The sequence below is a fragment of the Ruegeria profundi genome, from assembly GCF_001507545.1.
Lineage (GTDB): Bacteria > Pseudomonadota > Alphaproteobacteria > Rhodobacterales > Rhodobacteraceae > Ruegeria > Ruegeria profundi.
The window spans coordinates 235,928-250,048 of the sequence record NZ_LQBP01000005.1; the positions used below are offsets into that span (position 1 = coordinate 235,928).

Here is a 14,121-nt window from a genome sequence, read left to right on the forward strand (position 1 = left end):
CTGGGTGGGGGATTGCCAGTGTCAGGGCATCGAGCACAAGGCCCGCGACCGGGTCACCTCAAGACACCTGAAGGACAAGTAGCATGCACAGGAAATTCATAGCTTTGATCGTGGCTTCGGCGGTTGCCATCACGGGCATTTCAGCGTCGCAGGCGCGGGCGGCAGATGTTGGGGATATTATTGGCGGGCTGGCTGCAATCGCGTTGCTTGGGGCCGCTGTAAAGCACTTCAGCGATGACAACAAAAAGAACACCGTTACACATAACTACAATCACGTATATAAGGCACCGCATGACCACGTGTATAAAAGGCCAAAGGACAGGCCGCATCACGTTCGTCCACTGCCGAAACGTGTTGCGCGCTATACTCTGCCGCAACGATGCCTGCGCACCTTCAAAGGGTATTCACCTGATCAGCGGCTGTTGGGGCAGACGTGTCTGGGGAACCATTACAAATACAGCAACAGCTTGCCGAACCAGTGCAAGGTCAGGTTCTGGAATGGCAAAAAGGTCAAGCGCGCCTACCACCCTGGCTGCCTGCGTCAGCAAGGATACCGTGTGGGTTCCAGATAACCGGTTTCGAGCAGGAGCGGCGCCAAAGAAGCGCCCCGCGGGAGAGGGTGGCGCAAGCTACCCTCTCTTTTCCCCTTGCGATGGTCTTAAAAACGCGATTTCCCGAAATGTATGACGTTACCGGATTATGAAATTGAGAAAGCCGCCCTTGCGCAGGGATATCTGCGGATCGCCGGCGTTGATGAGGTAGGCCGCGGGCCACTGGCCGGGCCGGTGGTCGCAGCGGCAGTGATTCTGAACCCCGAGGATATTCCCGTCGGGCTGAACGACTCCAAAAAGCTGACGGCCAAACGGCGTCTTGCATTGGACACGGCGGTGCGCCAACGGGCCAAGATTGCGGTTGCCGAAGCCTCGGTTGCCGAAATTGATGAACACAACATCTTGCGTGCTTCGCATCTGGCGATGGAACGCGCGGTCGCGGCGTTAGACCCAACGCCGGACTTTCTGCTGATTGATGGAAACATGGTTCCGCGCGGTCTGACGATCCCGGCCCGGGCAGTGGTCAAAGGTGACGCGCATTCTGTATCAATTGCGGCTGCTTCGATCATAGCGAAAAACTGGCGCGATCAACTGATGGTGGATTTGGCGCAACAGCACCCCGGCTATGGGTGGGAGACAAACGCCGGTTATCCGTCGAAACAACACAAAGAGGCGCTGCAAAATCTTGGTGTGACCCCACACCATAGACGTTCGTTTAAACCCGTCCACAATATCTTGTATCAAGAGTAAATCGTAAGTCCATGATTCAAAAAAGAAATTGACGGCGATTCGTCTTTGACTCATCCTTGTCTCAACCAAATGAGCGCAAAAGCGCCGTGGAACTTGAGGCAGCAATATGACAACGACCAAGACAAAGGGCGCAGCCGCGCTCTCGTTAAACACGATTCTATCCGGAGACTGCATCGACGTGATGAACAGTCTGCCCGAGGCGTCGGTGGACCTGATTTTTGCAGATCCGCCCTATAATTTGCAGCTGAAAGGCCAGCTGCACCGCCCCGACAACAGCCAGGTAGACGCGGTCGACGATCACTGGGACCAGTTTTCCAGCTTTGCTGCCTATGACCAATTCACCCGCGACTGGCTCAAGGCGGCGCATCGCCTGCTCAAACCGAATGGCGCGATCTGGGTTATTGGGTCTTACCACAATATCTTCCGCGTCGGCTCGGCCCTTCAGGATGCTGGGTACTGGATTCTGAACGATGTGGTCTGGCGCAAATCGAACCCGATGCCGAACTTCCGCGGCAAGCGGTTCACCAACGCGCATGAGACGATGATCTGGGCATCCAAGCGGGAAGGTGCGAAATACACGTTCAACTATGAGGCATTGAAGGCGTTGAATGAAGGCGTGCAGATGCGTAGCGATTGGGTCCTGCCGATCTGTACTGGTCACGAACGCCTGAAAGATGAAAACGGCGACAAGGCGCATCCGACGCAAAAGCCTGAATCGTTGTTGCATCGTGTTCTGATCGGCTCGACCAATCCGGGCGATGTCGTGCTGGATCCGTTCTTTGGCACCGGTACAACGGGCGCGGTTGCAAAGATGCTGGGGCGTGAATTCATCGGGATTGAGCGTGAGGAAAGCTATCGCAAGGTGGCCGAAAAGCGTATCGCAAAGGTCCGCAAATTCGACCGCGAAGCGTTGGAGGTCAGCGCCAGCAAGCGCGCTGAGCCTCGCGTGCCGTTCGGCCAACTGGTTGAACGCGGCATGCTCCGCCCGGGTGAAGAACTCTATTCCATGAACCAGCGCCACAAAGCCAAGGTTCGCGCTGATGGCACCTTGGTCGGACAAAACGTAAAAGGCTCGATCCATCAGGTCGGGGCGCATTTGGAGAATGCACCGTCCTGCAATGGCTGGACCTACTGGTGCTTTAAACGCGATGGAAAGACAGTTCCGATCGACGTTCTGCGGCAGCAGATACGGGCCGAAATGCACAACTGATTTACGAACACCGCCGGTGCCTGTGGCCTGACACAAGGCACTAAGCCTTGCCCCGCCGAGTCCGGCGGGGTCTTTTGTTTTGCCGGGCGTTTGGATTGAACATGCGCTTTCTGTATTCTGCGGCGCAGTGAAGGAGCTTGTGCAATGTCGGACACTACAGCCAGCGGATCCCGCTTTGATCGGTTTTTCGTGACCCGCCCGGACACTTTCGACCTTGAAAACAAATACACCGAAGCCGCGCTGGAGCGTCACAAACGCGAAGGTCTGGAACTTGCCGTCCGCGCACGCTGGCTGGCGATGGCGCTGACCGGGGTTCTGTTGGTTTTCCTGAACCCTCAGTGGGAGGTGTTGTGGTATCACTTCATTCTGCTGCTGATCTGCGCAAATGGATGGCTGATCCGAAGGGCCGGGCGCGTTGGGCAATCACGGGTCGAGTTGCTGCTGATCTTTGTGGACCTGCTGATCATGACGCTTGGGATGATCCTGCCCAACCCGTTCAGCGACGATGTCCGGCCTTTGGCGATGCAGTACCGGTTTGATAACTTCCAGTACTTCTTTATCATTCTGGCAGCGGGTACGTTGGCATATTCCTGGCGGACGGTGGTTGCAATCGGATCATGGACAGCCGGGATTTGGACCTTGGGATGGATCGTTGCCTGGTGGGTGGCGACCCCGATGCCTGGCCTTAGCGAGCGCGTCGCCGAGGCTTTGTCCGGGTATCCGGCTGTGGCCGAACTGTTGGACCCCAACAGCTTTATGCCGTCACATCGCATCCAGCAGGTAATTGTATTCATGATGGTGGCGGTGACGTTGGGCGTGTCAATGCGGCGCCTAAACCGGCTGCTGATGACAAATGCGGGGCTTGAACGTGAAAGGGCGAACCTGTCGCGATATTTTTCACCCAATGTTGTGGAAGAACTCAGCCAGAACGACGAGCCTCTGAAGCAGGTGCGCAAAGAGAACGTAGCGGTTTTGTTCATCGATATCGTGGGGTTCACGAAATATGCCGCAGGGCGCGATCCCTATGACGTCATCGAGGTTTTGCGTGGTTTCCACGCCCGGATGGAATCTGCGGTGTTTCGCCATCACGGGACGCTGGACAAGTATTTGGGTGATGGGTTGATGGCTACGTTCGGGACACCGGTGCCGACGCCGCTGGATGCCACAAACGCGGTGGCCTGCGCGGTGGATATGGTCGGTGTCATTGATCGCTGGAACTCGGAGCGTCGCCGCGCAGGAGAGCCCGAGATCAAGGTTGGGATCGGGGTCCACTTTGGGTCTGTGGTGCTGGGCGATATCGGTGCCAATCGACTGGAATTCGCGGTGATTGGCGATGCCGTGAATGTTGCAGCCAAGCTAGAGGCATTCACCCGTGACATTCCGGCAAGGGTCGTGATCAGCGATGCCGTTCAAAGCCAGTTGGAACGCGAAAGCCATAGTGCATCAGATGTGTTGGCAGGATTTGAGAGCCAACAGAATCAGGCTGTTCGAGGCATAGACGCCCCGATGAACCTATGGGTGATGAGGGCATAGCGGCTCCCGCCAATCTGGCATGCATCGAAGACGCAAGTCAGATTGTTGGGCCGGGCAGCGCGCTATGGCGCGCTGCGGTCACGCGCGTGGCAAGGGGTTTTGCGACCTGTTGTAGGGGACCCAATCCTTGACCTCGGGGTAATGCTGGCGCCGCCATGCGCGGACGCGCGGGTTCATCACACGGCGCCAGAGTGGTGGGATCATCGCAGCGACTGTCATGACTGGATAGCCATAAGGCAATTGTGGGGCAGTGTCGTCGGGGTGATGCTGCAACAGCGGAAAGCGGCGGTTCGGTTTATAGTGGTGATCCGAGTGGCGTTGCAGGTTGATCAACAACCAGTTCGACGCTTTTTGTGAGGCATTCCAGGAATGACGCGGTTGGACGTGTTCATATTTGCCATCTCCCAGATGTTTCCGGGTCAGGCCGTAATGCTCGACGTAGTTAACCAGTTCCAGCTGCCAGATGGCGGTGCCGGCCTGGATAAGGAACAGGGCGAGGCCGGACCAGCCTCCGATCAGGGAAGCAAGCCCAAGCATGGTGCCCTGCAGCGCCCAGTAGCGCCAGAACGGGTTCGCGGGATCGGTCCAGGCGCGGTCCTTGCGGGCCAATTTGTCGCGTTCAGCCTTGAAGGCAGAGACGAGGCATTGTTTCAACACCCGCGGGTAGAAGCGGTGAAAGCCTTCGTTGTATCGCGCGGTTACAGGGTCGCGCGGCGTGCCGACAAAGCGGTGATGCACCAGTAAGTGTTCCGAACGGAAATGCGAATAAAGCACCATTGCCAACAGGATGTCGCCGAGCCAGCGTTCAAACCGACCTTTCTGGTGCATCAACTCATGGCTGTAATTGATACCTACTGTTCCCGAGATCACGCCCATTCCAAAGAACAGACCAATCTTTGCCAGAGTCGACAGTTGGTCAGCATGTGTTGCGTACCAGATCAATCCGTAAAGGGTCAGAAACTGAACCGGAACCCAGACCTTGGTCAGCAGGACGTACCAGCGCAGAATCGGGTCTTGAGTGTCGGGGTCGGCGTTTCGAATTTCAAGGCCGGTCAGCCGATCCAGAACAGCAAAAACCCACCATGTCGACAGCGGCACCAGCAGAACCCACCAGCCACCTGCAATCGCCGTAAACCAGATCAGTGGAATCAACAGGAATGAGACCCAAAAGGGCAGGGCCGATTGCCAGCGGGACAGAGTTTCTGTTGCGATCATTCCCAAGCTCCGAACAACTGGGCCGAGACTAGTCCAAGTCCGTTACACCGCACAATGGGTTACCGATTGCGCCAAAGATCATGCGCCTTGCGCATCACGGTTGGCAGGTCGCTGGGGCGGAAAGCATGTTTGTCTAACACAATTAAACGATGTGGGTGGAGCCCGGCAGGCAGCGGGGCGGTCCATATACGCAGGATCAGGTGGAAATGGGTGAACGTGTGGCGAACCTCGCCCGCCAATTCCTGCCAGTCCGCTGAAAAAGGGGGTGTGTTGACCGGCGTATCTGACCAATCGGACCCGGGCCAGCCCAACATACCGCCGAGCAGCCCCTTGTCGGGGCGACGCTCCAACAACAAGGCTCCGTCTTCGCGCTGGGCTATGTAGACATGGCCATAACGCGTTGGCTTGGGCTTTTTGGGCGTTTTACGCGGCAGATCGGTCTGTGTTCCGGCCGCGCGGGCCTGACAGGGGTCCCGCAGCGGGCAAATTCCACAGGCGGGTGACTTGGGTGTGCAGATCGTGGCACCCAGATCCATCACCGCCTGTGCGTAGTCGCCGGGGCGCGTGTTCGGCGTAAGTGCAGCGGCCTTGTTTTTGAGTACCGGCTTTGATCCCGGCAGAGGCTCGTGGATGTCATGCAGGCGGGCCATCACGCGTTCGACGTTGCCGTCCAGCACCGTTTCGGGACGGTCAAAGGCGATGGCCGCGATAGCAGCGGCGGTATAGGGACCGATCCCCGGAAGTTTCAGCAGGGCATCGTAGGTATCGGGGAATGCTCCGCCATAGTCGTCGGCCACCACACGGGCACATTTCAGCAAGTTGCGGGCGCGGGCGTAATAGCCCAGCCCAGCCCATTCCCCCATCACCTGATCGTCGGGGGCGGCAGCCAGCGCCTGAACTGTCGACCAGCGCGTGGTGAAGCGGGTGAAGTAATCGCGCACGGCAGCAACGGTGGTTTGCTGCAACATCACCTCGGACAGCCAGACCCGGTAAGGGTCGGGCATAACGCCTGCTGCCCGGTCGCCCGGCCCAACGCGCCACGGCATCACACGGGCGTTGCGGTCGTACCAGTCCAGCAGGTCGGTGCTCAGGTCAGATTGAATAGCGTCACGCAAGTTTTATCTATCTCTTTGTCGGGTTTTTCTGGCGCCCGGTGTCATGCCCATTACAATAGCGGCGCAGGAGTTGGAAACCAGATGCAGCGCAGACGTTCTTCGACCCGCGGGTTCAAACGCACCGCGACATTGCTGAACGACCAGATCAGGCGCGCCGGGGAGAGCCGGGGTTTTGCCGTGTCACGTCTGTTGACCCATTGGGCTGAAATTGTCGGGCAGGATCTGGCCGCTATCGCGAGGCCAGTGAATGTCGGCTATGGCAAGGGCGGTATTGGCGCGACGTTGACGGTGCTGACGACCGGTCCGCAGGCCCCAATGCTTGAGATGCAGAAAGAACAATTGCGCGACAAGGTGAACTCCGTCTATGGCTACAACGCCATCAGCCGGGTGCGCATCACGCAGACCGCTCTGACCGGGTTTGCCGAGGGGCAGGCCAGTTTTGACCACAAGCCGAAACCGGCAAAACCAAGACTCAATCCAGAGATTGCAGCCGAGGCAGACCGGACCGCACGCGAGGTTCACGATGGTGATTTGCGCGCGGCCCTTGAACGTCTGGGTCGTAACGTTCTATCCAAACAAAAACGCTGAGAAAGGGCTGAGAAATGAGCCGTATTGCAACTGGAATCTGCGCGGCTGTCGCCATTGCCGCAGGCGGCTATTGGCTGTCGCTGTCGAATTCCACGTCTTCGTATCCGCTGATCAGCAGCGCCGAAGCACAAGAAGCCGATCTGGACACCTCGACAATTGTCGAGATGGTGCAGGGGGCCGAGGATGCGCCTGTCGAAATCATCGAGTATGCCTCTTACACCTGTCCGCATTGTGCCAATTTCCATAACGGCCCGTTCAAGCAGTTGAAAAAGGACTTTATCGACACCGGTAAGGTGAAATTCATCTATCGTGAGGTGTATTTTGACCGATATGGTCTGTGGGCCTCGATGGTTGCGCGTTGCGACGGGCCTGAAAAGTTCTTCGGGATTTCTGATCTGATCTATGAAGGTCAATCCGAATGGACGAAGGCAGGCGGCCCTGCCGAGATCGTGGATGAACTGCGCAAGATCGGGCGGCTGGCCGGTATCGACAATGATCAGCTTGAGGCTTGTCTGCAGGACGGAACACGCGCTCAGACGCTGGTGGCCTGGTATCAGGAAAACGCCGAACGCGACGGCGTTCAATCCACACCGTCGTTCATCATTAACGGAGAGAAAGTGGGCAACCAGTCTTATGCCGATTTCAAAAAGCTGATCGAGGCTGAACTGGGTAGTTAAGCAATTGATGTGACCAGCCTGTTCAGGGCTGGTCGCCACTCAGGGCGAGGGGGCAATCCGCAAAAGCATCTGCCGGACCTTGTCGGGCTCATTTACCCTAAGTCGCACCGGCAAGGTGATCACCTTGCTTCGAAATGCGGGTGGCAGGCGAACCGCGTCTTTTTCCGTTGTAACCATCTGCGCGCCGAGCAGGCGTGCGTCGTTTTCCAACCGCGTCATCAGCGCCGGGGTCAAAGGCTGGTGATCATCCAGCGCTTCGGCCCTTAGCAACTTAGCGCCTTGCTGGCGCAGGGTGGCAAAGAACTTCTCGGGATGGCCGATCCCTGCAAAGGCCAGAACAGGCGTGTCACTCCAATCCATACCGGTTTGCAGGGGTTCAACGGCTCCTGTTGCATGGGGTTTGGTCAGGGCTTGCCCCCAACGAGCCGCAAATTCGGTTTGCGCCGCGTCATCACCCAGAGACAACACCAGATCAGCGCGCCTTAGCCCGACCTCGACAGGTTCACGCAACGGTCCTGCTGGCAGGCACAACCCATTGCCAAAGCCACGTGCCGCATCTACCACGATAACCGAGAAATCCTTGGCGACCGACGGGTTCTGAAACCCGTCATCAAGCAGAATCACAGTTGCACCTGCTTCCGCTGCGGCGCGGGCACCGGCGGCGCGGTCCTTGGCGACCCAAACCTCGGCAAAGGCAGCCAGCAACAATGGCTCATCCCCAACCTGTGCGGCGCTGTGTTTGGTCGGATCGACCTGCACCGGACCCTCCAGTGACCCACCGTGACCGCGTGTGACGACGTGTGGTTGGTGCCAGGCGTCGCGCAGTTGCTCGATCATCCAAATCACGGTCGGCGTCTTACCGGTGCCACCTGCGTTCAGATTGCCGATGCAGATGACCGGAACACCGGGTTTGTAGCCCGCGCCGGCCGCGACCCGCCGCGCCGTGGCTGCGGCGTAGACGTGGCCAAGCGGCGCCAGAAGACGCGCGCGCAGATCCAGTTGGTCCGGCGCGGTGTTCCAAAAGTTCGGTGCCCGCATCACTTCGTACTCCGCTGATCCAGGCAATCCTGTACCATATCGACCAGTTTATCAGCCTGGGGTGCGCCTTCGGAAACGATACGCCATCCCGCCAATGCCATATCCGCGGCGCGGTCCGGCGAAAGCAGCTCAACCACGGCGTCACCCAACTCGGTTGCCGTTCTGACGACGCGGGTTGCCCCGGCCTGATCCAACTGATCGTATATCTGCTGATGCCGATGCACAAACGGGCCGTGGATCACGGATGAGCCAAGCGCAACGCCAACCAGCGGATCATGCCCGCCCGCGCCCCTTTCAAGTGAGCGGCCCATAAAAGTGACAGGCGAGACCCTGTGCCACAAACCCAGATCTTCCTGTTCGGACGACAGTATGACCTGCGTGGTGTCTTCGATCTGCCCGCCCGTATCCCAATTGGTACAACGCAGGTCCATGTTTTCCAGGCGGCGGTGCAGTGGCTCGGCCTCGGCCACGTCCGCCACATGCAGCACCAGCGTTAGCCGCGGCAGTATCCGCAGCGCCTGACGGTGGGCGGTAAGGACCGAGATGAATTCCGTATCCAGCACACAGGCTGAAAGCCAAACTGGACGCCCGGCCAGCGCGTGGGTGATCTCGATCAGCTCATCTTCAGGCCAGGGTTTAGGGTTTGGACTAACATGCAGGGGTGGAGCTTCGGACACCTTGCTTGACGCGATACCAAGGCGTCGGATGGTGCGTACCGTTTCGGGCGTTGTGGCCAGAATCGATTGAAAGCAATCTAACGTAAAACGGGTGATATCGGGCAGCCACCGTGCACCGCGCGCGATGTTGATGTCGATCTGCGCCTCGATAAGGATCAGGGGGATACCCCGCTCATCGGCGCGTGTAATCACATTTGGCATCAGGCCGCCCCCGACCCACAGGCCGATATCCGGGCGCCAATGATCAAGAAACGCCCGCGCTGCGCCGGTCTGTTCCAGCGGCAGATCGACAAGCGGAAACTCGGACCGATCCCAGCGCGACAGATCGGCTCCGGGCGGCGTTGTCAGCAGTACATTCAAATTAGGCCGGACCTGTTGCAGGCGACGGCAGAAATCGGTCACCGCGCGTTGACGGTCTTGGGTGCTGATGTGCGCCCAAATGACTTCACCTTCCGGGCGGTCTGGATAAGACAAGGCAGCCGCGTTAGGTACGCCCCAGGAAAGAACCCTATATGCAGCCAGGCTGAGCGAACGCGGCTTGCTCATGGGCGAATGCCGGTGCTGCCGGGGTCAAGCCGTGCCCGCAAGATCTGGTGCACTGCCGCGCCCGCCGCAATCACGCCGTTCAGACGTGGATTTGCGTTGTTGAATCGCAGAGGAAGACCGAGCCGGTCAGAGCAGGTGCCGCCCGCCTCGCGGATAATCAGGTCGCCTGCGGCGATATCCCATTCCCAACTCGGCCGAAGCGTCAGCATCCCGTCGAACCGGCCTTGTCCGACAAGCGCCAGTCGATAGGCAAGCGAGGGGCGGTAAACCCGTTTGAATTCCGGCACTTCGCCTTGCCGCCAATGGCGCGGGTCGAGGTTGGGCTTGGCGGCCAGAATCTCGGCCGTTTCCAAGGTTGAAACCCCGGAAACACGGATCGGGGCACCGTTCAACGTCGCGCCTTGCCCCTTTGCAGCCGCGTAAAGCAGATCGCGCCGCGGTAGGAAAATCACCGCTGCCGTTACTTCGCCCCGCTCGGCGACCGCCAAAGAGTGCGCCCATGTGCGCGACCCTTCGGCAAAACTGCGGGTGCCATCAATGGGGTCGATGATAAACAGACGGTCCTTCGATAACCGGGCGCTGTTGTCTTCGGTTTCTTCGCTTAGCCAGCCATAGCCGGGCCGGGCGAAGGGCAGGCGCTGTTCCAACATGGCGTTGACGGCAAGATCGGCCTCGGTCACCGGCCCCGCGCCGCCGGGTTTATCCCAGCGTTGCGCCGTATCACCCGAATACCGTGTCGCGATCTTTCCGGCCTCTAATGCGGCGTCGATCAGAAGTTGCAGGTCAGCTGCCGGCAAGTGTCATTCCTTCGACCAGAATCGAGGGGACAACCCGCGACAGCCAGGGCCGCGCGTCGTTTGCCGGGATGATCCGTTTCAGCATATCGCGCAGATTGCCTGCGATGGTGCATTCATTGACCGGGTGCGTAATCTCTCCGTTTTCGACCCAGAACCCCGAGGCCCCGCGCGAATAATCGCCGGTGTTCGGATTGATGGTGGACCCGATCATCGACGTCACCAATAGGCCGGTGCCCATGTCGCGCAGCAGGTCTTCGCGGCTGTGTTTGCCCTGCGTCAGACTCAGGTTCCAGTTGCTGGGCGATGGCGGTCCGGACACACCGCGGGCCGCATTGCCTGTCGAGGTCATGTCCAGTTTGCGCGCGCTGGACAGGTCCAGGGTCCAACCGGTCAGGACACCATTTTCGACAATCGCACGCCGTTGCGTCGGCAACCCCTCGGCATCAAAGGGGCGCGAGCCTGAGATGCGTGGGCGGTGTGGGTCTTCGATTAGCGACAGATGCTCTGGCAGCACTTGCTCGCCCAGAGAATCCTTAAGCCAGGATGCCCCGCGTGCAATTGCGGCCCCGTTACTGGCCGCCAGCAAATGACCGATCAGCGAGGATGAAATTCGTTCGTCAAACAGGACCGGAAACGTACCTGTGGCAGGCTTGCGGGCACCCACCAGCGCTACGGCGCGTTCGCCGGCGGTGCGGCCGATCTCGTCGGGGCTGCGCAGGTCGCTTTGGAAGGTGCGGCTGTCGCCGTCATAGTCGCGCTCCATCCCCGTGCCTTCGCCCGAGATCGCCACGCAAGAGGTGGATCGGCTGCTGCGGGCATAACCGCCGGAAAAGCCATTGGTTGCCGCCAGATGCACGCGATGCGTGCCATAGCCCGCCGCCGCATCCGAAACTTGCGAAACGCCGTGAACCGCAAGCGCCGCCGCCTCGGCCGCCAATGCATCTTGCAACAAATCCTCAGCTGCCGGTTCCTGGGCTGGATCGAACAATTCAAGCGCGGTAACGTCCCAGCCAGTGGCCAACTGGTCCGAATGGGCTAACCCGGCAAACGGGTCCTCTGGTGCCTCGCGGGCCATGGCGACGGCGCGTTCGGCCATGGTGGCCAGTGTTTCGGGGCTGCTGTCCGAACTGGATACAATCGCTTGCCGCTGACCCAGCAAGACCCGCAGGCCAAGATCAGTACCCTCTGACCGCTCGGCATGTTCCAGCGCGCCGCCACGGACTTCGACAGAGACCGAAGATCCGTCGATCACAATGGCATCCGCAGCATCCGCCCCGGCTTTGCGGGCAGCGTCCAGCAGGGCGTGGCTGATATCTTCAGGTGTACGGGTCATGCGGCCTCCGGTTGCAATGCACTGGACCTAGCCTTGGACTGCCGTTCCCGCAAGACCTCAGGGCAGATTGAGTCGCCGTTGAGCCCGGCAAACCGCGCCTAGTTTCGAAGGCGGCAGACAAAGGGTCTGGGTCTTTAATCAGACGCGTCTTCGGTGTTCTAGGGAGGTTGAACGTTTCTGCAGTAATCGTGCCTTTCAACGTGTTCGTCGAGCATGGCCTAACGGCCGAACCTCAAAGGCATGTTCTGTTGCACCACGCTAAGTTTTTTTGTTGTGAAGCAAAAATCCTTCAAACGAGAAGTTGAATGCGAATATCCTGGCACTTTTTGATGGCCGAAAGGCCGGGCGACGCATCGCTCGGGCGCTGATGGAAGAACTTAGTTAGAAACCTGAATTCCTAGTGCGGCGAAGCCCATTTAAGGCTGAGCTTCACCGCTGAGAGCATCATTTGATGCGCTGACCATTGGCCAGAATCTGACCGTCTTCGGTGAATTCGATCTTGGAGTTCAGCGTGTCCGGCGCGTCGCCCGGAACAGCCATCATGCCCATCATCATGCGCGCGCCAATCGCTTCGTTCTCGTCAACCAGGCCCATGCTGATCAGCGTGTCGATCAAAGCGTTGGCACCCACCAGTTGCAGGTTCGCCACGCCCGTAGGGGTCGGCATACCGTCAAACTCGGCCGCGTTGGAATTGTCGAAGGTAAAGTCGCCATCTCCGGTCAGCTTAGCGCCAACCAAAGAGACCAGCAATTCGTTGATCTTCAGCGAATGCAGCTCACCCGGCGCAGCGCCCGTGGTCTCCATGGCTTCGACCGATTCCGGATCGAACAAGTTTGTCAGTATTTTTGCAGTACCGGTTGCGTCCAACGCAATGGTTGCAGGGTCACGCGGTAAGGCGCCTGCCGGATCGAACATGCTCCACAACACATCCGACATGGTGAAATCCTTCAGGTTCATGGCAAAGCCAAAGGGCTGAACCTCTTCGGATTGCTGTACCGGAAATTCGAACTTCATACCGGCATTTGCCATCGCGATTTCGATCGGAAAGGGCAGGTCATCCGTGGTCACCGCCAGTTTCGAGCTGTTCTGCTCGACATCATAGGCCAGGCGCTGATCGTCGATGCTGACGCCAAAGCGTCCGCCTTCGGATTCGCTTCCCATCGAGAATGCCTCGCCCTCGCTGGTGCCTGCAATCGCGGTTTGACCGGAGGCATAGGTAAACAGACCCGAGAATGAAAAGCCGTTCTCAAAGAAGGCTTGCGGGTCTGTCCCGTCGAAATCGTCTGGGACCACGCTGGTACCCTCGAACGTGAGCTGGTTCAGTGATCCGTTAATCTTGCCGTCATCCGATCCTTCAGGGTCGTTGAACACCAGATCATAGGTGAGCGTCGCGGCTGTCATATTCTGATCAACTGACCGCGACTCACCGATTTTCATTCGTGTGCTGCCAGCCAGGTCGGATAGTTTCAGATCCATGTCCAGACTGTCTTCTGGAATGGTCTCGTCATCGACTTGCAGGCCGCCCAGCTTCAGTCCAAGCGCTGGCGCGGAATAGTCATAGGTCATATCGTCAGGATCGCCCGAGACCACCATCTCCAGCCCTGTGTGGTAGTATTCGATATCGACCGAGAACGCCTCGCCATCCTCTTCACCGGACAAGGTCATGGGAAGGCTTTCCGGCAGACCGATATTGACTGTGCCATCGCCGTTTTCGGTCAGGGTCATCTGCGGGACGTTCATCTCAAACGATCCGCTAGCGTCCGGAACGGTGGCGACCACCTTCATATCCGTGATGGTGGTCACATTGCCTGCTGTCGATTGCTCTGCCGATACGGTATATCCCATCTGGGACAAGTAGGCTTGCCAGTCATCCCACACCTGTTGGGCGGTGACGTCGGCGAGCGCGCCTTGGGTGACAAGGGCATAAGCTAAGACTGCGCCGCTGCTGCGACGAAGGAAAACGGACATCTGAGAACCCTTCTTTATCAATTTGCCGGCATCGTCGTGCCTGCAGAGGCAGGCGTCAAGGGGCAAGGGCTGGACCCTTTCCCCCTTGGCGCGGTAGAGATTCACTTAATCTCAAAACAACGG

General features: G+C 58.7%; 13 protein-coding genes. 6 read left to right on the plus strand and 7 right to left on the minus strand.

All coding sequences use genetic code 11. The features are described from left to right. Window positions 1-83: 83 nt before the first annotated feature. From AVO44_RS11495 to AVO44_RS11510, 4 genes are all read left to right on the plus strand, one after another. Window positions 84-572 (plus strand): hypothetical protein, encoded by a 489-nt coding sequence (locus AVO44_RS11495; RefSeq protein WP_068336990.1) that lies wholly within the window; start codon window positions 84-86, stop codon window positions 570-572. A 111-nt stretch (window positions 573-683) separates the two neighbouring features. After that, entirely contained in the window at window positions 684-1,301 is a 618-nt protein-coding gene (locus AVO44_RS11500; RefSeq protein WP_068336993.1) for a ribonuclease HII, read from the plus strand. Window positions 1,302-1,407: 106 nt separating this feature from the next. Continuing rightward, a complete protein-coding gene (locus tag AVO44_RS11505) occupies window positions 1,408-2,511 on the plus strand; it encodes a site-specific DNA-methyltransferase (protein WP_068336996.1) in 1,104 nt (367 codons plus the stop codon). A gap of 144 nt (window positions 2,512-2,655) precedes the next feature. Beyond that, entirely contained in the window at window positions 2,656-4,044 is a 1,389-nt protein-coding gene (locus AVO44_RS11510) for an adenylate/guanylate cyclase domain-containing protein (RefSeq protein ID WP_068336999.1), read from the plus strand. Between the two features lie 78 nt (window positions 4,045-4,122). On the opposite strand, the gene AVO44_RS11515 is transcribed toward AVO44_RS11510, so the two are convergent. Next, window positions 4,123-5,259, minus strand: coding sequence for an alkane 1-monooxygenase (locus AVO44_RS11515; protein ID WP_068337002.1), 1,137 nt, complete (start codon window positions 5,257-5,259; stop codon window positions 4,123-4,125). A 59-nt stretch (window positions 5,260-5,318) separates the two neighbouring features. Beyond that, window positions 5,319-6,374 carry an A/G-specific adenine glycosylase gene (gene mutY, locus AVO44_RS11520; protein WP_068337005.1) on the minus strand — a complete coding sequence of 352 codons (1,056 nt, stop codon included), beginning with the start codon at window positions 6,372-6,374 and terminating at the stop codon, window positions 5,319-5,321. A gap of 81 nt (window positions 6,375-6,455) precedes the next feature. Here mutY and AVO44_RS11525 point away from each other — a divergent pair, with 81 nt between their 5' ends. Further along, entirely contained in the window at window positions 6,456-6,962 is a 507-nt protein-coding gene (locus tag AVO44_RS11525; RefSeq protein ID WP_068337008.1) for a DUF721 domain-containing protein, read from the plus strand. Window positions 6,963-6,976: 14 nt separating this feature from the next. Next, window positions 6,977-7,639, plus strand: a complete 663-nt coding sequence (locus AVO44_RS11530) for a DsbA family protein (RefSeq protein ID WP_068337011.1) — start codon at window positions 6,977-6,979, stop codon at window positions 7,637-7,639. Between the two features lie 39 nt (window positions 7,640-7,678). Here the strand turns inward: AVO44_RS11530 and lpxK are convergent, their stop codons facing one another. From lpxK to AVO44_RS11555, 5 genes are all read right to left on the minus strand, one after another. Then, window positions 7,679-8,677, minus strand: coding sequence for a tetraacyldisaccharide 4'-kinase (gene lpxK / locus AVO44_RS11535; protein WP_068337013.1), 999 nt, complete (start codon window positions 8,675-8,677; stop codon window positions 7,679-7,681). Then, window positions 8,677-9,900, minus strand: coding sequence for a 3-deoxy-D-manno-octulosonic acid transferase (locus tag AVO44_RS11540; protein WP_068337016.1), 1,224 nt, complete (start codon window positions 9,898-9,900; stop codon window positions 8,677-8,679). Before AVO44_RS11540 ends, lpxK begins: the two co-directional genes overlap by 1 nt. Further along, on the minus strand, window positions 9,897-10,697 hold the full coding sequence (locus tag AVO44_RS11545; protein ID WP_068337019.1) for a 3'(2'),5'-bisphosphate nucleotidase CysQ: 801 nt from the start codon (window positions 10,695-10,697) through the stop codon (window positions 9,897-9,899). Before AVO44_RS11545 ends, AVO44_RS11540 begins: the two co-directional genes overlap by 4 nt. Then, window positions 10,684-12,030, minus strand: coding sequence for a TldD/PmbA family protein (locus tag AVO44_RS11550; RefSeq protein WP_068337022.1), 1,347 nt, complete (start codon window positions 12,028-12,030; stop codon window positions 10,684-10,686). The genes AVO44_RS11545 and AVO44_RS11550 overlap by 14 nt, the downstream gene beginning before the upstream one ends. A gap of 444 nt (window positions 12,031-12,474) precedes the next feature. Beyond that, entirely contained in the window at window positions 12,475-13,998 is a 1,524-nt protein-coding gene (locus AVO44_RS11555) for a hypothetical protein (RefSeq protein WP_068337025.1), read from the minus strand. Window positions 13,999-14,121 lie beyond the last annotated feature (123 nt).

Bases quoted from the DNA above. Each gene is read 5' to 3' on its own strand.
- AVO44_RS11495 (WP_068336990.1), top strand. From the start codon at position 84: ATGCACAGGAAATTCATAGCTTTGATCGTGGCTTCGGCGGTTGCCATC.
- AVO44_RS11500 (WP_068336993.1), top strand. From the start codon at position 684: ATGACGTTACCGGATTATGAAATTGAGAAAGCCGCCCTTGCGCAGGGA.
- AVO44_RS11505 (WP_068336996.1), top strand. From the start codon at position 1,408: ATGACAACGACCAAGACAAAGGGCGCAGCCGCGCTCTCGTTAAACACG.
- AVO44_RS11510 (WP_068336999.1), top strand. From the start codon at position 2,656: ATGTCGGACACTACAGCCAGCGGATCCCGCTTTGATCGGTTTTTCGTG.
- AVO44_RS11515 (WP_068337002.1), bottom strand. From the start codon at position 5,259: ATGATCGCAACAGAAACTCTGTCCCGCTGGCAATCGGCCCTGCCCTTT.
- AVO44_RS11525 (WP_068337008.1), top strand. From the start codon at position 6,456: ATGCAGCGCAGACGTTCTTCGACCCGCGGGTTCAAACGCACCGCGACA.
- AVO44_RS11530 (WP_068337011.1), top strand. From the start codon at position 6,977: ATGAGCCGTATTGCAACTGGAATCTGCGCGGCTGTCGCCATTGCCGCA.
- lpxK (WP_068337013.1), bottom strand. From the start codon at position 8,677: ATGCGGGCACCGAACTTTTGGAACACCGCGCCGGACCAACTGGATCTG.
- AVO44_RS11540 (WP_068337016.1), bottom strand. From the start codon at position 9,900: ATGAGCAAGCCGCGTTCGCTCAGCCTGGCTGCATATAGGGTTCTTTCC.
- AVO44_RS11550 (WP_068337022.1), bottom strand. From the start codon at position 12,030: ATGACCCGTACACCTGAAGATATCAGCCACGCCCTGCTGGACGCTGCC.
- AVO44_RS11555 (WP_068337025.1), bottom strand. From the start codon at position 13,998: ATGTCCGTTTTCCTTCGTCGCAGCAGCGGCGCAGTCTTAGCTTATGCC.